We start from the raw sequence: 21,888 nt of genomic DNA, 5'->3' as shown, positions 1-21,888 counted from the left end.
CATGAGAAAATATATATTGAATATAATCTGCATACTGATCTACGGCATGAATACCACCTCCTGCACTGATTCATACCAACAGATGTTACAACAAACTCTGGAACAGGCCGAAGACCGTAAAAGTGAACTGGAAAAAGCTTTATCTTACTACAATCAAGAGAAAGACAGCCTTAAACAAAAAGCAATGTTCTTCCTAATCAAAGATATGTATGCTCATTATGCATACCATAGCCCACAAATGGACACGATGAATCGTGCTTTTAATATAATAGATACTGTATTAACTCAACAGACCAATCCAGGAATGACAAGATATCCCGATTATGATCTATTTTCATCAATCATGGACTCCATCTGCGAAAAGACACAGCGACAAGAAAAAACTGAGATAAAGTGGGATAGTCGTACTGTTACGGCAAACTTCTTAATACAAAATGTAGAATTTGCCTATCGTGCATGGAAAACAAATCCATGGGCAAAAGGGATTGACTTTGATACTTTTTGTGAATATATTCTACCTTATCGTTTAGGGAATGAACAAATAGAGCACTGGCGACCGCAATTTTACAATGAATATTCAAAAAGGGCAGGTAAATATTTAAATATTACTGATATTAATAGGGTAAGTAGCAGACAAGCAATCTCACTGCGCACGCAAAGGGGGATAGAATCACTTTATCCATATTCTATGAACATGTCAGCTGTTAATCTCATGCAAATGGGACGGTGCTATGATATAGTACGTTACAGAGCCATGCTTCTTCGCTCTATAGGAATCCCTGCTACTATGGACTATGTACCCCATTGGGGAAACTACACCGGTAAGCACGGTATAGTAAAAGTTGTCACTATTAAACAAGAAGAATTATTGGAAAACGATAATAGTTCAAAAAACACAAGTGTTTTATTCGGTAGTGCTTCCTTTCTACAAGGCAAAACACTTGATATAAAAAAAGGAGATCTCCCCGAAGGTATAGAAGTTCAATACTCAAAAACGATTCCCAAAGTATATAGACATACTTGGTCCGTACAACCTGACAGAAAACACATACTGGAAATAGCTAATGTAGGAGAAATAGTCCCAGAATTCTCTCTCTGTATAAAAGATGTAACAGACGAATATATTATCTGTTCGGATGTCCGAATAGAAATGGATACCCAAGAACATAATGTCGGATACTTATGTGTATCTGAACAGGGCGAATGGATACCAATCGCATGCTCAGAAATCAAACAGAATAAAGAGGCACTCTTTCAAAATATGGGAAGAAATATCATGTATTTGCCTGCAATATATGAAAACAGACACATGATAGCAGCAGGAAAACCATTTTATTTGGATGAAAAAGGGGATGTACACTATATATATACAGATAAAACAGAAAAAAACAATATCTATTTATCAGCCAAATATACTTACTACTCTTATACTGCAACACATGCTGTTAAATTAAAAGGCGGATATTTTGAAGCTTCTAACCAAAAGGACTTTAAAAAAGCAGATAGTCTTACAGCAATAAATGGTATACCATATTATAGACAAAAAATCACTATTAACACCCCAAAAAAATATCGTTATATACGTTTTATTGCTCCTGAAGAAAAAGACTGTTGTCTTGCTGAATTATCTTTCATAGGATTGGATGAAAATAAGGATACAACATTATTAAAACCCATTCAATTGTATGACGGAATGGTAAACAACCCTAGTCTTGAAATGCTACAAGACGGAAAATATAATAAATATTACACAATGTCTACTAATCAGTTAACAGTCGACCTAGGAAGTCCACAACAACTAACTCATATAGAACTAATCCCACGTAGTAATACTAATGGCATTATTCCAGGTTATCAATATGAACTATTTTATTGGACAGAAAAAGAGGGATGGAAATCACTTGGCAAACAGACGGCAGCAAATTGGTATTTAGAATATAAACAAGTACCTGCTAACGCATTATTATGGTTGAAATGCCATAACAGTGGAAAAGAAGAAAGAATATTCACCTACGAAAACGGAAGACAGAGGTGGTGGTAATCTCCTTAAAGTGGATGGGTAGAGCTTATTTTAGCTAATAGCTGTCAAGAATAAACTCTACCTACCACAACCAATGAAATATATCCTCCTCATTTGAAATGATACTTAATAATAGGTTGGTCACTATTTACATCTGTTGCAATGATCATTTTAGTTGTTTCATTTACTGAAATACCACACACATAATGATCAAGTACATATTTACATCGTGGTTCACCATCCAAATCAAAGACATATATATACTTTCCTCCATCGGGCAAACGGCCACTTTGTTGAGCAATATCTTTGAATGAAGTACCGTGAAACACTGTATAAATAGCGCTATCCGTAACTTGCACATCACTAAATCCCATAATTCCTGTCGGTATCCCATAGCCATCAGCTACTTTAAATTCTGGTTCTCCATTTTCACCAATGCGAACAACATACGTACTATCTTTTAGATTATATACTTCAAGCACTTCACCTAATTGCGTTACCATTGCTAACACATTATTATGCGAATTGTAATCAAGAAAGCTTCGCCATGCTTGCGCTAAAGCTGGACGGGCATTTTGTAATGCTTTCTTTTTTACTGATGGAATAGTACCAATCTTGCTCATAGAGATTCCATTACGGTTTACCCAACATAAACGACTATCACCTGAATAATCTGGAATAATAAAGGAAGTATCATTATATATAGCAAAATCAAGCGGTCTTAAAATATCTTCACCCAATGTTACCACTTCGTCACGGAGTAGTAAATCATCGGATGAAGAAAAACCTAACCTTATTAATTCTCTTTTATTAGCATCTAATGTCCATATATTATGATTGTAAAAACGAATATTTTCTATTGACAGCATTTCTACAGGTGAATCGCCACGCCTTCCAAAAGAAGATAAATATCGAAAACTAGGATATTGAAACAGATGCGCATAATAATCAATACCGTGCAAATCCATCACAATGACCTTATCTCCTTCTACACGTACGCGAAATGGATAGCGAAAAAAAATAGAATCCAACTCTATAATCTCTCCTTTTAACTCTTTTTCTTGTGGAAATTGAGAATAAAAGAACACATTATCTGGATATTCCACCTGCTTCGTACCACAAGAAATAAGGAGCAAAAGAGGCAAAAGCCTAATATAACCCCTCAAGACTATATCCTCCAAAAACATATTCAACCTTCCTATGAGATTTAGGACAATCCACCGAACCTTTTCCAAAACACTGAGTAATAGCAACATGCTCATCATCAGCTAAAGCTTCTATATTATAGAGAAGCAAAGCACTTTGCACATTTTTATCAGAACCTAAATGTTGAACAAGCAAAATCGCTACTATACAAAACAAAAAAACAACCAATTTTTTCATACTATTTATATACTAAATGATTAATTAAAAGTGCAAAAATAGTACTGAGACAAAAAATAAGCAAAAAATAGATATGACCATTTCGGACCTAACCATATTTTCTTTATAAACAATCAAACAAGAATTCAAATTATCTCCATTTCATCGACATTTTTATTATTTGCCTGTTCAAAAAGGTTTTCCCCAAAAATTAGTTGATATGCACTATTTTTCCTCTGTATGTTTATAGAAAGATCATTTTCTTTAAATAATGCACGTAAACGATCTACCGCTTTATGCATTCGTAAAGTATTACCTGATCCGTCAGGCCATAGTTTATCCATTATTACACTGTATTCCAACATATATTTATGATCTTTTTCTTCTAAAAATAATTCTAATATTCGACAAGTCTGAGGCTGAATCTTTTTCTCAACCCCATCAACTACTAGAATATTCCGTTCCGAATAAAATATAGAACGTTCATTCAATTTATATGAATGTATAGTGGCATCTATATTCTGCACTACCTTAATTACCGGTACTTCAACAGGAACTTCTTTTATAACCTCTATTTCTATTATTTCTTTATTAGGTAACGAATACAACTTACGACGAAGAACTATAAAAGATTTATAAAATCCATACACCAAAACTATATATAATAATAGATAGAGAAAGATTTCCTTATACATTATACTCCACACTGAATAACACAAATATCCTATTATCTCTATCTCACAAGCATAACCTATATAAGAAGTAAAAACCAAATTTGAAGAATTACACCATTCGTTCCAACATGTATTTTGTGATTTTATACTTCCATCTATATTTATTAATGAAACACACAAAGCTGATTCAAGAAAAATATTTGACTTTCGTAATTGCTCGTTCCATACGGCATTCAAAGAATCAGCAAGAAGCTCTTTTTTTCCAAAAGCAAAAGAGTGCAAAGCGCGTAATGTAGAATTATTCGTAATATTCATACGATTCTTCTTGGGATCTAACCGATACCAACGTTTCCCTGTTTCATCTTCAAAATATACAGAATCTGGAATTTCAGCACTCATAGCCGCTTTTGCATCCAAATTAAATGAACAATCTCCATCAACACTCCGGTTTCTTAGTTCTTGATCAACCGCCCCAATAAAAGCGTTTCGCGCTTTCTCCTTAAGCTTAACTACTTTAAAATCATAGGTATATTTGCATACAAAAAAGAATATAACTCCTCCGACACAAGCTATAACAAACAACAGTATTATTCTTTTAGGTCTCATTTTGCTTTATTTTAGTTCGTTTTGTACTACAAAGATAACATATTTCACAACTATCAATAGCTTTTCCTCTAAAAAGATATTATTTAGTCTACTAAAATTAGAGCAAAAGCCATTTTGTGAAAAGATTAATGTCCATAATATAAATGTCGTCACATCTTTATCATCACTTTCAGAGCCTATTTGACTGAATAATTTACTATTTTAGAAGAGTAAAATCTCATCTTCATAAACAATTGATTATCAACACCATAGAAAACGACAGTTTTCCTTTAAAACCAAAGTATCGTTCCTTTAAAACCAAGACCCCGTTTCTTTAAAACCAACACCTCTTTGGTTTTAAAGAAACACGCCATATATAAATGAACAAAAAGAATTTGTTTAAAATATTCACTTAACATAATTCCATTCAAATAACACTAATATATTTCACCTATCCGACCTACAATTCGCCAATTTAGCTTCATCGTTTCAAATAACATTTCAATATAACAGGATTATCATCTTCTTTCAAAGCCTCCATTTTACGAATTTCCTCAGACGGCATCAACTTACGATCTACCACTCTATGAACAAAATCAGGTTTGCAAATTGAGAGCAAAGCATTATCAACTATGCCAAAACAGAGATACATAATAAAAGGCTCCCCTTCTTTGATCAAAAAAACTTTCTTCTGCTTTCTGTTATACGTAAAATGACTTCCATATCCTCTATCTGTCTTTACCAAATAAACATAACATAATCATCATTGAAAAATTTAAGTAATGGGAGCAGTATATTACTCGATTTCTTCAAATATTGATATCTTTTTGTAGCATCTTCTGTTATTTCTCTTCTTTCTTCACCGGAATCGGTTCTCTTCCCTCCGGCTGTCTAAGCAAACCTTCAACTTTCACCTCCGCATCTCCAAAATCCAGATACATGCTTTTCATCAATACAAACTGGATATCCAAATTGGTCACGTTCCCAAATAGCAATCATTTCTTTTGTATTTTTAGAATGTAAAAAGAAAAAACAGGCATTGACAATTTCGATCGTAATTCTATTAAAAGCATTTTTTTACAAGAGAATTCAACAAACAATGTTATAATCAAATTCCATATTTTTCAATTAATATATCTATAGCATTTTTCTTGAAGTAATATTGATACACGACAGGGTTATCATCTTCTAATAAATTTCCAACCAATTTAGCTAGAGATCTATCATTGCCTTTCAATATAAGCTCCTTGTTAGCACAAAGAAAATCTGCAGAATAAAAACCTAAATGTTCATCTGATACTCCACCAGATAAAAGTAAATCAGAATAAAGTTTCAAATCAGGATCATAAATATCAGATATTTGAATTGATCTTTTTTTATCCCATATCAACGTACTTTTATTGCTAATTGACATAAATAAATAATCAGAAGAAGACTCAATGGCAGTGATTCCCAAACCTATATTACTTTTTTTCAATGTTTCAACTAATTCAAAAAAATTCAAGTCTTTATGTTCTTCTATAAAATCCTCACTTGGCTCATTCTCTGGTATATTTACGTAATATCCAGGCATTATTTGACCTCCCTCATATACAAAAAGCTCATTCGACAATACCGATATAAAAAAATATTGATTATCTAATAATGCTATTGGATAATGTAGAAAAGGATAATGTATATTTTGAGTCCCTATTTCTTTTGCTTTTAACAGCGTTTCGCCAATTAATGAGTCATTCTTGATTCTGAACACACTGTATTCACTTTGGTTTTGAGAATAATCATTTGGTAACGGATAATACGCAATAAGCTCTCCTTGACCACACATCATGGCATACTCAATGTTAGCATCTTCGGTATCTAATTGAATTGTATTAGAATAAGCTCCAGAATAAGTATATTGTAAAATTTTTCTCGCAGAATTACAGATAAGACATACCAATTTATTATCACGATCTAAATAAAAATTGTCCGAATACACATATTCACCCGGCCCTATACCTCTATGACCTACTTCATTAATAAAATATCCTTCTTCATCAAATACAAATACCCCTCTTGAATCTTTGACAAAATAGAATTTCCCATCATTCTTTATGCATTCAATCTCACTTAATAAACATTCACCTGTTCCCAATGGAACGTATTTGACACTATCCACAATATCGTATAGATTGATTTCTATAGGATGATTTCTATTCAAGACATCAATAATTTCAATATCACCTTTATGACATGAAACCTGTCGTTGACAGGATGACATAGTTAGAAAAAGTATCATAATAATTTTTCCCACATACACTACTTCTATCAACGAGCTATTTTTTCTACTAGTCATTACTATTTAAATATAATTTTCAGCATCTAAAGCCATCAAGTATTCCAATGGAAATTCCGGTTTAAACTTTCTCTTGGCTAGCAGTTCGAATGTCGGACTATAAGTATATATTGTCCCATAAGGATTTAGCAAGTCTATGCCTTTTAAATAAGGATTAAAATTAATATCCAATACCATTACATAGTCTTCCGGCCCCTGTCCTTTCATTTTCTTCGAATTTGCTATATATTGCCCATTTCCCGAAAACGTGAAAACAATTTGATCACTTGTATAAATTGCAAATAGATCCGAACTTTGATCGTAGATGACTTTATTACATCTATGAAAGATAGATGAGTCGTTCGTTTCCAAAGGCACAATCTCTATTTTCTCTAAAAATGATGAGGCATCCTGCGAGACTTTATCTACTTCGACAGGGATTATTTCAATTCCATCGGGAAGATTCTTTTTATTAGCAGAGCATGCACAAATAAGGATAGACAGTGTTATCAGACTTACAGTTCTCATTATGTTTTTTATTTATGGTTCCACGTCACGTGAATAAGGTGTATCTTTACTAAATATAGAAGGCAACAGAGAAGCAGCATAACGTAATTTTTCATCAGTATGACCATAAATTTCAAAGTAGTATTTATACTGATCACAAGTCAATTCATAAAATTCGCTTTCTTCTGGCACATAGCCTAGTTTAAAAATCATTCTAACAGCATCACCAGTTCCAAAAAAAAGATCAAGAGGATTCATTGTTATCTGTTTTATTTGTTATGTAACAAAGATACAGTATAATAATTTAAAATGCAAACATCATTTTGTTATCACTGTCTCATTAACATTGTCTAAAGATTAACGTCTGCCATTCATTATAAATGAGAAGTTCTATGTTATTTTACGCATTTACAATGAGCAATTTTTCTTAATTTTACTCGTTTATAATGAGAAGTTTTATATCTTTGCAAATAAAAGCGCCCATTATTATGAAAGAACTATTAAAGCATATCATATTCGATCAACGCGAAAAAGATATATCACAAATGATAGAAAGGGATATTGATATAAGTTTAGTAAACAGTCCCGAAGTGTTAGTTATATCAGGTATACGAAGATGTGGGAAATCCGTACTTTTGCAGCAAATACGTTCGCAGCAAACAGAACAAGACTATTACATGAATTTTGATGACGAGCGGCTCATCAATTTCAAGGTCGATGATTTTCAAACATTGTATGAAGCCTTTATTGAGTTATTCGGAGAACAGAAGACTTTCTATTTTGATGAGATACAGAATATTCCCGGTTGGGAAAGGTTTGTACGGAGACTGCATGACAGTGGATGCAAAGTCTTTGTAACAGGCTCTAATGCCAATATGTTAAGCAGAGAATTGGGAACACATCTTACCGGACGTTATTGCCAAATAGAATTATATCCTTTCTCTTTTCCTGAGTTTCTAAAAATAAAAGAAGTATATCCGCAACAAAAAGACTTTTATACTACCACAGGAAAAAGTATACTGAAAAGATACTTTGATGAATATGTAAAAACAGGCGGTTTTCCCCGTTATATCAAAGACCCAAACACTAATTACCTATCCACACTCTATGAAAACATCATTTATAAGGATGTTGTCACCCGAAACAAATTAAATGGTGAAAGGGAGTTGCTGGAAATGGTTTATTACTTGGCTAGTAATGCAACCAAACGCTTTTCTTATACTTCATTAGCAAAAACGATAGGTATCAAGCATACGGAAACGGTTAAAAATTATCTGGAATATCTTGAAAATACTTATCTATTGTTTCAAGTGATGAAATTCGACTGGTCTGTAAAGAAGCAGATGAATAATCAAAAGAAAGTTTATTTCATTGATAATGCGATTATCGGCAAAGTGGGCTTCAATGCTACTGATAATATCGGGCAATTACTTGAAAATTTAGTGTTTATTGAGATAAAACGCCAGAGAAAAGATGTTTATTATCATGATGACGGAATAGAATGTGATTTCATCATGCGTGAAAACGGACATATTATATCCGCCTGTCAAGTCACCCGTTCGATGAAAGATGAAAAAACAAGGCAGCGTGAAATAAATGGATTAGTTTCTGCACTCAATGCATATAATCTCACCGAAGGCATGGTTCTGACCGATGACGAAACCGAAGAAATAACTATCGACAACAAAAAAATACATATAATCCCTATATGGAGATGGCTATTAAAAGATAGTGTCACTATCCCATTAACATAGTGACACTATGTACCAAGGATGGTGTCACTATCCCGAGCACATAGTGTCACCATGTTAAATCAACTATTTCGAGCTATTCTTATCCTAGTCCGCCCGCTGTGTAGGCAGCGTAAACTCCTGAGAATCACAGATTACCCCATTCTCATCGGATACCGCTACACGGAAGGTCACTTCGCCATCCTTCAGTTTGCTTCCTGCATAAACAGTGGCTGTATAGCGAATGCCCTCACCCGGAAGAATCTCTTCTATCATCACGGTAGGAGAAATACCAATGTGTTTCACTTTTCCGACCGTCTCTACGACAGGAACCACATCATAGACAGGTTTCTTTCCTTCGTTCATGATTTCAAAGATGATCTTGCTGCTTTCTCCGCCATCTATCGCATGATTCCGGTTATCATCAATAAAGCGAATTTTGCGCAGCTTCAACTGGGCCATCTGCTGCTGAACCTGTGTACGAGGTTTGTATCTGGAATGAGATTGCCCTTGCCTGACTTCCGGAACATAGGCATACTCCTCTATCGGGTCCGGTTTAGGAGCAGTCAGCGCATTCCCTATCGCTGCACCGGCAATGGTTCCAACAATATTTCCAATGGCAGAGCCACGATATCCGCCTCTCCAGCCATGATTATTATCTCCGATAAGTCCGCCGATCGAACTTCCCAGACTTCCCCCAATTGCAGCACCACCTACAATTGCTCCGGGATTTCCCATACGTCCCGATGCACATCCGCCCAACATCAGAGCAGAAAGCAGAATGACAGTTAGTTGTTTTCTCATCATCTCTAAATTTACTATGATTACTCTATCACCTTAAAACGTGCAAAACGCAACAATAGTTGCTTGTCCCCTGCATTTTTAAAATGAATCGTTGCTTTTGCATTATCACCCGTTCCTTCTACTTTGATCACTTCACCCAAGCCGAAACGTTCGTGCTCTATCATCTGTCCTGCCTGCACCCCTGTAACAGATGCCGAACCGGCAGAAGCCGGCTTCGCATTACTGCCACTCACCGCACTAACCTTCTTCAGATTCTTCGGCACACTGGGAGCAATCACCTGAGCTCTCGGACGTTCACGGTCGGAGAAATTACTTCCATAAGGTGTACGTGAAGGGGATGCCGTACGTGCAAACCCGCCTTCGATCTCCCTGCGGAAACGTCCTGCACCTTCGTCCACCGCACGACTGACTCCGGCTTCATGCGGCAACTGCAAATAATTCACATCAATGTCACGCAAAAAACGACTGGGACTTCCAAACTCCATCTTTCCATAACGGAAACGGGTCTTGGCAAAAGAAATATAGCAATGTTCTTCCGCACGGGTAATAGCCACGTAGAACAAACGGCGCTCTTCTTCCAACGCACGGGGAGAATCGCCCGCCATGCCACTGGGGAAAAGGTTTTCTTCCAGCCCCACTACAAATACGTTTTTAAATTCCAGCCCTTTGGCCGAATGAACGGTCATCAGCGTGATCTTTTCTCCATCATCAGCCTTGTCCGAATCCTGATCGGTAAGCAAAGCGATCTCCGAAAGAAAATCTGTCAGAGAAATATTCGGATTTCCTTCTTCCTGCCGCAAAGCGCAGAAGTCATTCATTCCATTCACCAGTTCCTCTATGTTTTCCTTACGGCTCAGATTCTCCGGTGAAGTATCCTGGCAAACATCATTGATGATGCCGGACTGACGGATGATGTCCGTTCCTATCTCATAGGCATTCTTGTCAGCCTGACCGGCCATAAAGCCTTCTATCAGTTCACGGAAACCTTGCAGCTTGCCATGCGTCCCTTTGTTGATATTCAGCCCGTAGCTCAATGGCTCACAGAGCGCTGCCCAAAGGCTGACACCATTTTCCGTGGCTGCCGATATTATTTTTCCAACCGTCGTATCACCGATACCACGGGCAGGATAATTAATGATCCGCTTGAATGCTTCTTCATCATTCGGATTCACTACCAAGCGGAAATAAGCTATAACATCCTTAATCTCCTTACGCTGGTAGAACGAAAGCCCGCCATAGATTTTATAAGGCATGCTCCGTTTCCGAAGAGCCTCTTCGAAAACACGGCTCTGCGCATTCGTACGATATAATATCGCAAAATCAGCATAACCATAACTATGTTCCCGACGCAGTTCAGCTATCTTATTGGCTACGATATCCCCTTCTTCCACATCACTGTAAGCCTGGAATACACCAATGGGTTCACCTCTTTCCTTTTCAGAAAACACTTCTTTCCGAATCTGGCGTTCATTCTTTTCGATCAGACTGTTGGCAGCGCAGACAATGGTTTGCGTAGAACGATAATTCTGCTCCAGTTTGAACACTTTTGTGTTAGGGTAAACCTTCGTGAAATAGAGAATATTATCGATATCCGCCCCACGGAAAGAGTAGATACTCTGCGCATCATCCCCTACCACACAAACACGCTGATTCTCTTTCGTCAGTTGGAGTACGATGCTATGCTGCGCATAGTTCGTATCCTGATACTCATCCACCAATACATAACGGAACTGCTCCCGGTAACGGGCCAGCACCTCCGGAAAGTCACGGAACAGAATATAAGTATACACCAGCAAATCGTCGAAATCCATCGCTCCCGCCTGACGGCACCTTTCCCAGTAACGGGTATATATATCACGGAGGGCTGGCACTTTGGCTGCCATGTCCCCTTCATAAGCTTCTTTATTGGCGGCATATCCCGTAGGAGAAACCAGGTGGTTTTTGGCACTCGAAATGCGTGCCTGTACCATCCCCGGTTTATAAGTCTTTTCGTCCAGCCCCATCTCCTTGATGATGGAGCGGATCAGGCTTTTGCTATCCGCCGAGTCATAAATGGTGAATTGGGAGGTGAATCCGATGTGTTGTGCTTCGGCACGGAGAATGCGGGAAAAGACGGAATGGAAAGTGCCCATCCACAGATAGCGCGCCCGCTCCATACCTACCTGGCGGGCTATACGTTCCTTCATCTCACGCGCTGCCTTATTGGTAAAGGTCAGTGCCAGGATGTTCCACGGTTGATAGCCGTTCTCCAGCAGATAAGCAATTTTATAAGTCAAGACACGTGTCTTTCCCGAACCTGCACCGGCTATCACCAGCGAAGGCCCGTCGTTATAAGTCACTGCTGCACACTGACTCTCATTTAATTCCTCTATATAGTTGGTATTCATAACAGCATTATAAAAACAATGAGGATTTTTAACAAACCCTTGGCGTTCAAATTTGTTTCAATACGACAAAAGTATAACATTCATTTGACAATGAAGATATTTTTATGATTTTTCATCACTAACTATTTAACCTAACCACTCAAAGCAATGAAAAAGAGTATATTTTTATCATTTATTTTATGCTTGTGCCTCGTCGCCTGTATACCACAGCAGGCACTGGCGCAAAAACAAAGCCGCATGGAAAAGCTGCTAAGGTATCTGAACGACAACGACGCCGACAAATGGCAGAAGAACCGGGAAAAACTGGATGACGAAACAAAGGCATATTATGCCGAAGAGTTATCATTAATGGATGTGCTCAACGATCTCTGGAACAAACAAAGCGAGCAGGCAGCCACCCTCTACTTCGGCTGCTACGAGAAAGCCGCCCAAAGCTATTTCCCGGGAATCTGTGAAGGGGAAAAGATACAGCTTTCCAACATACGGGAAAAGGCGGATCAGTCAATCATCAGCTTGCTGGAAGCCTCAAAAGATAAGATTCCTTTCAGCCGGGCATTGCTGGACAGCATTCACGCCACCGAATATCCGGCTGATTCCGCCATGTTGCAAAGGCTACAGAACCTCCGTGAGGTAGCATTGCTGGAAGGAATGCTCAAAACTCCTTCGCCTGCCATCTACCGGACTTATGTCAAGGAGTATCCCGACGGAAAATTCATCGCACAAGTCAACGCCTCCGAAAACGTACGGCTCTACCAACTGGTAAAAGCCGCACCGACTCCTGCCAACTTCAAAGCTTTCTTTGAGGACCCCGAAATGCAGAAATATTATCAAACGAGAGGTCCACGCCCCTACCTTGCCGAAGTCCGTACCTTATACGACGACTTCCTGTTTCAACGCATCGACAGCTTGAAAAAAGGAGGAAATGCCACCGCCATCCGGCAGATTATTGATGACTATAAAAATACACCTTATCTGGCCACCGGTACCCGGACTCACCTGAACGATCTTGAATATCTCAGTGAAAAGGCGGACTTTGAGCTCTTGAAGCCGGCAATAGTCAACTCTGAATCGCTCGGTTTACTGCAAGAGTTTCTCAAAACGCACAAATACAAGGAGTTTCGTGACCAAGCCAACGCACTGCGAGCACCATTCGTTCTGCAAGCAATTGTATCGACCCCTACTGCCGTGAAATATTACACGCAGGGAAGATTGACGAAATGCTGCGAAACCGACAGCACCGGCAACATTACAACGAGCTACATCTATAACGATAAGGGGCAGCTTACCACCGTATTATCCGTGACCGAAAAGAACGGGCAGCCTGCCAACGAAGTACAAACCAGCAGGCTATACGACCCGCAAGGCCACTGCATCTTCGAAGTGAAGACAAACCCCAAAACCAAAACGGATTTCTACCGCCGGACACGCCGCATCGGTATCGACGGAAGCATCGAAAGTGACTCCCTCAAATACATGGACGGCAGATATACCGTCAGTAGCTATAACAAACAGGGATTGCTGACGGAATGCAAAGAGTACAACAAGAACGGGGAACTGGAAGGATACACAGTCAACAAATATGATGATAACGGCAAAATGACCGAATCACAGCACCAGAATATGCTCTTTGTCAATTCGCCCAACCAGCTCCTTTCGCAAAAAGAACTGTATGAATATGACAAATACGGTTATCTCACCCGAATCGTCTACCAACGTATCTTCGGCAACAGCCAGAAAACGTCCGGATGCCTGACTTGCCTCTATGATGAGTACGGCAACCGGATCGACGGGGACTCTTATTATGAATATGACAATACCGGGCAGTGGGTATGCCGGACGAACCATGACAACCCGCAACAAGTGGAGCGCATACAGTACATTTATAAATAAAAATAAAATACCGTGAACCTTTTACGGCTCACGGCTGTTACTATAGTATAACAAAACCAATTAAAGTTTTGACAATATGAATACTATATTAATGTCTTTAATAATTATGACCATGACTTACGAAATGCCAAAACTTCCTTACGCAAACAATGCGCTGGAACCTGTAATCAGTCAGCAAACTATAGATTTCCATTACGGAAAACATCTGCAAACATATGTAAATAATCTGAATAGCCTTGTTCCCGGAACAGAATATGAAGGTAAAACGGTAGAAGAAATCGTTGCCATTGCCCCGGACGGAGCTATCTTCAACAACGCCGGACAAGTGTTGAATCACAATTTATATTTCCTCCAATTCGCTCCGAAACCTTCGAAAAAGGAACCGGCAGGCAAACTGGGAGAAGCTATCAAACGTGATTTCGGCAGCTTTGAAAACTTCAAGAAAGAATTCAATGCAGCAGCAGTCGGATTATTCGGGTCAGGATGGGCTTGGCTCTCAGTAGACAAGAACGGTAAACTGCATATTACCAAAGAAGGAAACGGCAGTAATCCCGTACGCGCCGGACTGAAACCACTTCTGGGATTTGATGTGTGGGAACACTCCTACTATCTGGATTACCAGAACCGCCGTGCCGACCACGTGAACGCCCTGTGGAATATCATCGACTGGGACGTGGTAGAAAAAAGAATGTAACCGGACTCATTAAAATTAAACTAAGCTATACTATCGGAAAGGTCGTTGTGAATTTCACAGCGACCTTTTTTCCGGCACAAAACCTAAACATTCTATTGTATTTCAAAGGTATAAGTTGTATTTTTGCAACAGCCGAACCCAAAACAGACAATTATGACACTTCAGCAGAAAAATAAAAAATGGCGCATTGTCGATGTTATTTTCTTACTTTTGCTCCCCTTCTTCAGCAATGCGGCTACTCCGGAAGAATCGAAGGAGGAGATACTTTTTGTCACGTCCTACAATTCTGATACCAAATATACTTACGATAATATCAACACATTTGTAGAAACGTACCGTCTGCTGGGCGGAAAGTATTCCACCATCGTAGAAAACATGAATGCTACCGACCTCAATCAAGCCAGGGAGTGGAAAAAAACGCTCACCAATATTCTGGATAAACACCCGAATGCGAAACTGGTCATCCTGCTGGGAGGCGAAGCGTGGAGCAGCTTCCTGCATCTCGAAGATGAGAAGTACAAACAGCTTCCCGTATTTTGTGCTATGGCAACCCGCAACGGTATCCGCATACCGGAAGATTCCATCCATATACAGACTTATGATCCTCCAAGCATCGACTTAACGGAAAGGATGAAAGAGTACAATGTAATATATTGTAATACATATGAATATGACATTGACAGAGATATCGAAATGATGCGAAGTTTCTATCCGGACATGGAGCATCTGGTGTTCATCTCGGACAATACTTACAACGGACTTGCCGAGCAAGCCTGGGTGAAAAAGAACATGGTACGTTACCCTGAATTGTCGACTACCTACATTGATGGCCGTACGCACACCCTCGATGCAGCCGTCAACCAATTGCGCAAAGTACCGAAGAATTCTGTGATGCTGCTAGGTATCTGGAGAATTGACAGCCGGGGTATCACGTATATGAATAACTCCGTATATGCTTTCTCCAAAGCCAATCCTTCACTTCCCGTATTCAGTATGACTGCCACCGCAATCGGTTATTGGGCTATCGGCGGATATGTGCCTCAATATGCCGGAATAGGGCAAAACATGGCCGAACAGGCTTATTTATTTCTGGACAAAGGAGAAGAAAACATCAGCAATATCTATTTATTGCCCAACAAATATAAGTTTGATGCCAACAAACTGAAAGAATGGGGATTCCATGACAAGAAGCTACCGTTCAATTCACTTGTCATCAACCAGCCGATACCTTTCTTCCAGGCGTATCGCACGGAAGTTCAGTTTATTCTGCTTACATTTCTTGTGCTGATAGGCGGACTGTTCATCTCATTGTATTATTATTACCGGACAAAGATTCTGAAGAACCACCTCGAAAAGACAACAGCACAATTGAGGGAAGATAAAAAGAAACTGGAATTATCAGAAAACGCGCTTCGTCACGCCAAAGAGCGTGCCGAAGAAGCCAATCAGCTGAAAAGTGCCTTCGTTTCGAACATGAGTCACGAAATACGGACACCTCTGAACGCTATTGTCGGCTTTTCCAGCCTGCTGATTGATACCGTAGAGACAACAGAGGAGCAAAAAGAGTATGCGGACATCATTCAGACCAATTCGGAGTTATTATTGCAACTGATCAGTGATGTACTGGACGTATCGCGTCTGGAATCCGGCAAACTGCTGTTCAAGTATGAATGGTGCGAACTGGTCAATCATTGTCAGAACATGATTACGCTGACCAGAAAGAACAGGACAAAGGATATAGATATCAGACTCCGGATGCCGAAAGAACCTTATATGCTCTACACCGATCCGTTACGCTTGCAGCAGGTCATTACCAACTTGCTGAACAACGCACTGAAGTTTACTCCTGACGGCGGAAGCATTACGCTGGATTATGAAATAGATGAGGAAGACCAGTGTATGCTGTTTTCCGTGACCGATACAGGCTCGGGAATTCCCGAGGACAAACAGGAACTGGTATTCCAGCGTTTTGAGAAGCTCAACGAATTTGTGCAGGGAACAGGCCTGGGACTGGCGATCTGCAAACTGACCATACAACGTATGGGAGGCGATATCTGGATCGATAAGAATTATAAGAACGGGGCACGGTTTGTCTTTTCCCATCCTATCAAAAAGCAGGAATCGGAAGAAAAATGAAAAAAAATCGGATGATTTGGTGTTTATCTGTTTCTTTTTCGCTTACTTTGCTCCCGTAAAGACAAAGGGGTGCCCCAAGAGGGGCTGAGATTATACCCTAGGAACCTGAGGCAGTTAGCACTGACGTAGGGATTGTGTTTCTTCTTATCGCCTTTCCATATAAGCACGCTCTTTGTATTTACTTTCAACTTATTAACTCTGATAGGACAATGAAAGTACAAGTAAACAACAAAGAGGTGGAAATGACTCCCGCTTCTACCCTTACACAATTGGCAGCCCAACTGGGACTTCCGGTACAAGGCATCGCGATTGCCGTAAACAACAAAATGATTCCGCGCACCGAATGGGAAAAGTTTTCGTTGCAGGAGAATGACAACCTGGTGATCATCAAAGCGGCTTGTGGAGGGTAAAAGTATGGTCAGTCTACAATTTATCACTCACCAGACCGATCGGTATACCTGTTTCGAATCGGCACTCATGGCACTCGAAGGGGGATGCAAGTGGATACAGCTACGCATGAAGGAAGCTCCGTGCGAAGAAGTGGAAGCGGTTGCCCTCCAGCTAAAACCGCTCTGCAAAGAGAAGGAAGCGATCTTAATTCTGGATGACCACGTCGAACTTGCCAGAAAGCTGGAAGTGGACGGTGTGCATCTGGGCAAAAAAGACATGCCTATCGATGAGGCACGGCAACTGCTTGGAGAATCATTTATCATCGGTGGTACGGCAAATACATTCGAAGACGTCGTACAACATTATCGTGCCGGAGCAGATTATCTCGGCATCGGTCCTTTCCGATTCACTACTACAAAGAAAAACCTGAGCCCTGTTCTGGGGCTGGAAGGCTATACCGCTATTTTATCTCAGATGAAGGAGGCGAATATCGAACTCCCGGTAGTAGCTATCGGAGGAATCACCTATGAGGATATACCCGCCATACTCGAAACCGGAGTAAACGGAATCGCACTTTCCGGAACGATTCTCCGGGCGGAAGATCCGGCAGAGGAGACACGCAGAATTTTGGAGAGTTATTAATTACGTCAAATGTATAATCAAATAAAAGAAGAGAAAAGTGGAAAAGTTAGTAATTGCAGGCCGTGAGTTTGACTCCCGCCTTTTCCTGGGTACAGGAAAGTTCAATTCCAATGAAGTAATGGAACAAGCTATTCTGGCATCGGGCACAGAAATGGTAACTGTAGCTATGAAACGCATCGACATGGATGATAAAGAAGACGATATGCTGAAACATATTATTCATCCGAATATTCAGCTACTGCCCAATACATCGGGGGTACGCGATGCGGAAGAAGCTGTTTTTGCCGCACAGATGGCACGCGAAGCATTCGGAACCAATTGGCTGAAACTGGAAATTCATCCTGATCCCCGCTATCTGCTCCCCGACTCTATCGAGACATTAAAAGCTACTGAACAGCTTGTCAAACTGGGATTTATAGTACTGCCCTACTGTCAGGCCGACCCCGTACTCTGCAAACGGTTGGAAGAAGCCGGCGCAGCTACTGTAATGCCGCTTGGTGCCCCCATCGGTACCAACAAAGGATTGCAGACTAAAGAATTCCTGCAAATTATTATCGAACAGGCAGGCATCCCTGTTGTGGTAGATGCCGGCATCGGTGCGCCCAGTCATGCCGCCGAAGCAATGGAACTGGGAGCATCCGCCGTACTGGTGAACACAGCTATCGCCGTAGCAGGCAATCCGGTGGAAATGGCGCTGGCTTTCAAAGCGGCTACCGAGGCCGGAAGGCGGGCATACGAAGCAGGTCTGGGCATGCAGGCCGACAACTTTGTTGCAGAAGCGAGTTCGCCTTTAACCGCATTTCTGAATGAATAAGTAATAAGCAATGAGTAATGTCTAATTGACTACTTTTTTATCATACTAGAATAAAAAATTCATGGAACAAAAAATAAAATTCCCCCGCTCTCAGAAAGTATATCTGCCGGGCAAGCTCTATCCGAATATCCGTGTAGCCATGCGGAAAGTAGAACAAGTACCCAGCACCAGCTTCGAAGGAGACGAAAAAATAGTGACTCCAAATCCGGAAGTATATGTATATGATACCAGCGGACCGTTCAGCGATTCATCAATGAGCATCGACCTTAAAAAAGGACTTCCACGCTTACGTGAAGAGTGGATTGTGTCACGTGGCGATGTGGAACAACTCCCCGAAATCACTTCGGAATACGGGCAAATGCGACGGGACGACAAGAGTCTGGACCATCTTCGTTTTGAGCACATCGCCCTTCCCTACCGTGCCCGAAAAGGAGAAGCCATCACCCAAATGGCATATGCCAAACGAGGCATTATCACTCCGGAAATGGAATATGTGGCTATCCGGGAAAATATGAACTGTGAAGAGCTCGGAATCGAGACTCATATCACTCCCGAATTTGTCCGTAAGGAAATAGCAGAAGGCCGTGCGGTACTCCCGGCCAATATCAATCATCCGGAAGCTGAACCGATGATTATCGGTCGTAACTTCCTGGTGAAAATCAATACGAACATCGGAAATTCAGCTACGACTTCCAGCATTGATGAAGAAGTAGAAAAGGCTTTGTGGAGCTGTAAATGGGGAGGTGACACGCTGATGGACCTTTCCACCGGAGAGAATATCCATGAGACGCGTGAGTGGATTATCCGTAACTGTCCGGTGCCGGTGGGTACTGTACCTATTTATCAGGCACTTGAAAAAGTGAACGGCGTAGTCGAGGATCTTAGTTGGGAGATCTATCGGGATACGTTGATAGAACAGTGCGAACAGGGAGTGGATTACTTCACGATTCATGCAGGTATTCGTCGCCACAATGTGCATCTTGCCGACGAGCGTCTGTGCGGTATCGTCAGCCGTGGAGGAAGTATCATGAGCAAATGGTGTCTGGTACACAATCAGGAAAGTTTCCTGTATGAGCACTTTGATGATATTTGTGATATTCTGGCTCAATATGACGTTGCCGTATCATTGGGAGACGGATTGCGTCCGGGGTCCATCCACGATGCCAACGACAAAGCACAATTTGCGGAACTGGATACCATGGGCGAACTGGTGCTTCGTGCCTGGGAAAAGAATGTACAGGCGTTCATCGAAGGTCCGGGGCATGTACCGATGCATAAAATCAAAGAAAACATGGAGCGCCAGATCGAGAAATGTCATGATGCGCCGTTTTATACGCTCGGTCCTTTGGTCACCGACATTGCTCCGGGATACGATCATATTACCTCCGCTATCGGAGCGGCTCAGATCGGTTGGCTGGGCACGGCCATGCTTTGCTATGTCACTCCGAAAGAGCATCTTGCCTTGCCGGATAAAGAAGATGTGCGTGTAGGTGTCATCACATACAAGATTGCCGCCCATGCCGCCGATCTCGCCAAAGGCCATCCGGGAGCACAGGTTCGCGACAATGCATTGAGCAAAGCCCGCTACGAGTTCCGCTGGAAAGACCAGTTCGACTTGTCTCTCGATCCGGAACGGGCACAAGGATATTTCCGTGCGGGACATCACATCGACGGAGAATACTGTACGATGTGCGGACCTAATTTCTGTGCCATGAGATTGTCTCGTGACTTGAAGAAAAACGCCCATAATGACAAACAGTAAGTGGTGAAAAACTTAAAACCAATTTACAACTAACTTATAACTTAAAAAAATGTTCTCAGACGAATTAGAAAAAATATCCTGGGAAGAGACGACAAAAGCCATCTATTCCAAGACAGATGCCGATGTGCGCCGTGCATTGGGTAAAAAAGAGCATCTGGACGTCAACGACTTTATGGCATTGATCTCACCTGCCGCCACTCCATATCTGGAAGTAATGGCTCGCCTCAGCCAGAAATATACGATGGAACGGTTCGGCAAAACAATCTCTATGTTCGTACCGCTCTACATCACCAATTCATGTACCAACTCCTGTGTTTACTGTGGTTTCCACATCAGCAATCCGATGAAAAGAACGATTCTGACCGAAGAGGAAATCATCAACGAATATAAAGCCATCAAACGGCTGGCTCCTTTCGAGAATCTGTTACTCGTGACCGGTGAAAATCCGGCAGCGGCAGGAGTACCTTACATCGCCCGTGCACTGGACTTGGCCAAACCTTATTTCAGCAATCTTCAAATTGAAGTGATGCCCCTCAAAGCGGAAGAATATAAAGAGCTCACTCATCACGGACTGAACGGAGTCATCTGTTTTCAGGAAACCTACAACAAGGCGAACTATAAAAAGTATCACCCGAGAGGCATGAAGTCCAAATTCGAATGGCGTGTCAATGGTTTCGACCGTATGGGACAAGCCGGTGTCCACAAGATAGGAATGGGTGTTCTGATCGGTCTGGAAGAGTGGCGGACCGATGTGACAATGATGGCTTACCACCTCCGCTACTTGCAGAAACATTATTGGAAAACCAAGTACAGCGTCAACTTCCCCCGTATGCGTCCATCCGAAAACGATGGTTTCCAACCCAACGTCATCATGAACGACCGGGAACTTGCACAGCTTACATTCGCCATGCGTATCTTCGACCATGATGTAGATATCTCTTATTCTACCCGCGAAAGTGCCGAGATACGAAATCACATGGCAACTCTGGGGGTAACTACCATGAGTGCCGAAAGCAAGACTGAACCGGGTGGATATTACAGCTATCCGCAAACGTTGGAACAGTTTCATGTGAGCGACGAACGGAAAGCGATAGAAGTAGAACGTGATTTGAGAAAACTGGGACGTGAACCGGTCTGGAAAGACTGGGACCAGTCTTTTGACTTTAAAAGATAAAAC

General features: G+C 40.9%; 17 protein-coding genes, 1 pseudogene and 1 riboswitch. Of the genes and pseudogenes, 10 read left to right on the top strand and 8 right to left on the bottom strand.

The features are described 5' to 3' along the window. Window position 1: 1 nt before the first annotated feature. Entirely contained in the window at window positions 2–2,041 is a 2,040-nt protein-coding gene (locus tag HMPREF2794_RS15395) for a hypothetical protein (protein ID WP_022300979.1), read from the top strand. An 89-nt stretch (window positions 2,042–2,130) separates the two neighbouring features. On the opposite strand, the gene HMPREF2794_RS15390 is transcribed toward HMPREF2794_RS15395, so the two are convergent. From HMPREF2794_RS15390 to HMPREF2794_RS15365, 6 genes and pseudogenes are all read right to left on the bottom strand, one after another. Further along, window positions 2,131–3,207, bottom strand: a complete 1,077-nt coding sequence (locus tag HMPREF2794_RS15390) for a BF3164 family lipoprotein (protein WP_139147265.1) — start codon at window positions 3,205–3,207, stop codon at window positions 2,131–2,133. Then, window positions 3,170–3,403: an NVEALA domain-containing protein gene (locus tag HMPREF2794_RS27850; protein ID WP_010538284.1), complete on the bottom strand. Its 234-nt coding sequence runs from the start codon at window positions 3,401–3,403 to the stop codon at window positions 3,170–3,172. The genes HMPREF2794_RS15390 and HMPREF2794_RS27850 overlap by 38 nt, the downstream gene beginning before the upstream one ends. Window positions 3,404–3,528: 125 nt before the next feature. Further along, window positions 3,529–4,662, bottom strand: coding sequence for a hypothetical protein (locus tag HMPREF2794_RS15385; RefSeq protein WP_022300999.1), 1,134 nt, complete (start codon window positions 4,660–4,662; stop codon window positions 3,529–3,531). Window positions 4,663–5,749: 1,087 nt separating this feature from the next. Continuing rightward, window positions 5,750–6,976: a 6-bladed beta-propeller gene (locus HMPREF2794_RS15375; protein ID WP_070751826.1), complete on the bottom strand. Its 1,227-nt coding sequence runs from the start codon at window positions 6,974–6,976 to the stop codon at window positions 5,750–5,752. Window positions 6,977–6,985: 9 nt separating this feature from the next. Next, window positions 6,986–7,483 (bottom strand): annotated as a pseudogene (locus tag HMPREF2794_RS15370) (6-bladed beta-propeller); the annotation flags it as partial. 12 nt (window positions 7,484–7,495) lie between these two features. Then, window positions 7,496–7,720, bottom strand: a complete 225-nt coding sequence (locus tag HMPREF2794_RS15365) for a hypothetical protein (protein ID WP_010538291.1) — start codon at window positions 7,718–7,720, stop codon at window positions 7,496–7,498. A gap of 230 nt (window positions 7,721–7,950) precedes the next feature. Between HMPREF2794_RS15365 and HMPREF2794_RS15360 the strand changes: the two genes are divergently transcribed. Next, the gene (locus HMPREF2794_RS15360) at window positions 7,951–9,216 is read left to right on the top strand and encodes an ATP-binding protein (RefSeq protein WP_070751825.1); all 1,266 of its coding nucleotides are present in this window, start codon (window positions 7,951–7,953) and stop codon (window positions 9,214–9,216) included. Between the two features lie 84 nt (window positions 9,217–9,300). Here HMPREF2794_RS15360 and HMPREF2794_RS15355 read toward each other — a convergent pair whose 3' ends face one another. Together HMPREF2794_RS15355 and HMPREF2794_RS15350 are read right to left on the bottom strand one after the other, a co-directional pair. Then, entirely contained in the window at window positions 9,301–9,996 is a 696-nt protein-coding gene (locus HMPREF2794_RS15355; protein ID WP_022300994.1) for a hypothetical protein, read from the bottom strand. Between the two features lie 20 nt (window positions 9,997–10,016). Then, entirely contained in the window at window positions 10,017–12,383 is a 2,367-nt protein-coding gene (locus HMPREF2794_RS15350) for an ATP-dependent helicase (protein ID WP_070751824.1), read from the bottom strand. Window positions 12,384–12,530: 147 nt separating this feature from the next. On the opposite strand from HMPREF2794_RS15350, the gene HMPREF2794_RS15345 reads away from it, so the two are divergent. From HMPREF2794_RS15345 to thiH, 8 genes are all read left to right on the top strand, one after another. Next, window positions 12,531–14,273, top strand: a complete 1,743-nt coding sequence (locus HMPREF2794_RS15345) for a hypothetical protein (RefSeq protein WP_070751823.1) — start codon at window positions 12,531–12,533, stop codon at window positions 14,271–14,273. A 76-nt stretch (window positions 14,274–14,349) separates the two neighbouring features. Continuing rightward, complete coding sequence (locus HMPREF2794_RS15340) at window positions 14,350–14,967, top strand: superoxide dismutase (RefSeq protein ID WP_029425584.1); 618 nt, start codon at window positions 14,350–14,352, stop codon at window positions 14,965–14,967. 153 nt (window positions 14,968–15,120) lie between these two features. Next, window positions 15,121–17,103 (top strand): sensor histidine kinase, encoded by a 1,983-nt coding sequence (locus tag HMPREF2794_RS15335; RefSeq protein ID WP_010538297.1) that lies wholly within the window; start codon window positions 15,121–15,123, stop codon window positions 17,101–17,103. A 55-nt stretch (window positions 17,104–17,158) separates the two neighbouring features. Beyond that, window positions 17,159–17,252, top strand: a riboswitch (TPP riboswitch). 60 nt (window positions 17,253–17,312) lie between these two features. Further along, window positions 17,313–17,513 (top strand): sulfur carrier protein ThiS, encoded by a 201-nt coding sequence (thiS, locus tag HMPREF2794_RS15330; RefSeq protein ID WP_010538298.1) that lies wholly within the window; start codon window positions 17,313–17,315, stop codon window positions 17,511–17,513. A gap of 4 nt (window positions 17,514–17,517) precedes the next feature. Next, window positions 17,518–18,135, top strand: a complete 618-nt coding sequence (locus HMPREF2794_RS15325) for a thiamine phosphate synthase (RefSeq protein ID WP_055269391.1) — start codon at window positions 17,518–17,520, stop codon at window positions 18,133–18,135. 37 nt (window positions 18,136–18,172) lie between these two features. Beyond that, a complete protein-coding gene (locus tag HMPREF2794_RS15320; RefSeq protein WP_055269390.1) occupies window positions 18,173–18,949 on the top strand; it encodes a thiazole synthase in 777 nt (258 codons plus the stop codon). Between the two features lie 61 nt (window positions 18,950–19,010). Beyond that, window positions 19,011–20,711 carry a phosphomethylpyrimidine synthase ThiC gene (gene thiC / locus HMPREF2794_RS15315; RefSeq protein ID WP_070751822.1) on the top strand — a complete coding sequence of 567 codons (1,701 nt, stop codon included), beginning with the start codon at window positions 19,011–19,013 and terminating at the stop codon, window positions 20,709–20,711. 49 nt (window positions 20,712–20,760) lie between these two features. After that, window positions 20,761–21,885 (top strand): 2-iminoacetate synthase ThiH, encoded by a 1,125-nt coding sequence (gene thiH, locus HMPREF2794_RS15310; RefSeq protein ID WP_010538302.1) that lies wholly within the window; start codon window positions 20,761–20,763, stop codon window positions 21,883–21,885. Window positions 21,886–21,888: the final 3 nt, after the last annotated feature.

This window comes from Bacteroides sp. HMSC067B03, from assembly GCF_001811315.1.
Taxonomy (GTDB): Bacteria; Bacteroidota; Bacteroidia; order Bacteroidales; family Bacteroidaceae; genus Bacteroides; species Bacteroides faecis.
This window is presented reverse-complemented; position numbering and strand designations above follow the sequence as displayed.

What these genes read in the sequence shown, in the direction of transcription:
- HMPREF2794_RS15385 (WP_022300999.1), bottom strand. Translation starts at nt 4,662, where the DNA reads ATGAGACCTAAAAGAATAATACTGTTGTTTGTTATAGCTTGTGTCGGA.
- HMPREF2794_RS15390 (WP_139147265.1), bottom strand. Translation starts at nt 3,207, where the DNA reads ATGTTTTTGGAGGATATAGTCTTGAGGGGTTATATTAGGCTTTTGCCT.
- HMPREF2794_RS15395 (WP_022300979.1), top strand. Translation starts at nt 2, where the DNA reads ATGAGAAAATATATATTGAATATAATCTGCATACTGATCTACGGCATG.
- HMPREF2794_RS15355 (WP_022300994.1), bottom strand. Translation starts at nt 9,996, where the DNA reads ATGAGAAAACAACTAACTGTCATTCTGCTTTCTGCTCTGATGTTGGGC.
- HMPREF2794_RS15375 (WP_070751826.1), bottom strand. Translation starts at nt 6,976, where the DNA reads ATGACTAGTAGAAAAAATAGCTCGTTGATAGAAGTAGTGTATGTGGGA.
- thiC (WP_070751822.1), top strand. Translation starts at nt 19,011, where the DNA reads ATGGAACAAAAAATAAAATTCCCCCGCTCTCAGAAAGTATATCTGCCG.
- HMPREF2794_RS15350 (WP_070751824.1), bottom strand. Translation starts at nt 12,383, where the DNA reads ATGAATACCAACTATATAGAGGAATTAAATGAGAGTCAGTGTGCAGCA.
- HMPREF2794_RS15335 (WP_010538297.1), top strand. Translation starts at nt 15,121, where the DNA reads ATGACACTTCAGCAGAAAAATAAAAAATGGCGCATTGTCGATGTTATT.
- thiH (WP_010538302.1), top strand. Translation starts at nt 20,761, where the DNA reads ATGTTCTCAGACGAATTAGAAAAAATATCCTGGGAAGAGACGACAAAA.
- HMPREF2794_RS15325 (WP_055269391.1), top strand. Translation starts at nt 17,518, where the DNA reads ATGGTCAGTCTACAATTTATCACTCACCAGACCGATCGGTATACCTGT.
- HMPREF2794_RS15340 (WP_029425584.1), top strand. Translation starts at nt 14,350, where the DNA reads ATGAATACTATATTAATGTCTTTAATAATTATGACCATGACTTACGAA.
- thiS (WP_010538298.1), top strand. Translation starts at nt 17,313, where the DNA reads ATGAAAGTACAAGTAAACAACAAAGAGGTGGAAATGACTCCCGCTTCT.
- HMPREF2794_RS15345 (WP_070751823.1), top strand. Translation starts at nt 12,531, where the DNA reads ATGAAAAAGAGTATATTTTTATCATTTATTTTATGCTTGTGCCTCGTC.
- HMPREF2794_RS27850 (WP_010538284.1), bottom strand. Translation starts at nt 3,403, where the DNA reads ATGAAAAAATTGGTTGTTTTTTTGTTTTGTATAGTAGCGATTTTGCTT.
- HMPREF2794_RS15365 (WP_010538291.1), bottom strand. Translation starts at nt 7,720, where the DNA reads ATGAATCCTCTTGATCTTTTTTTTGGAACTGGTGATGCTGTTAGAATG.
- HMPREF2794_RS15360 (WP_070751825.1), top strand. Translation starts at nt 7,951, where the DNA reads ATGAAAGAACTATTAAAGCATATCATATTCGATCAACGCGAAAAAGAT.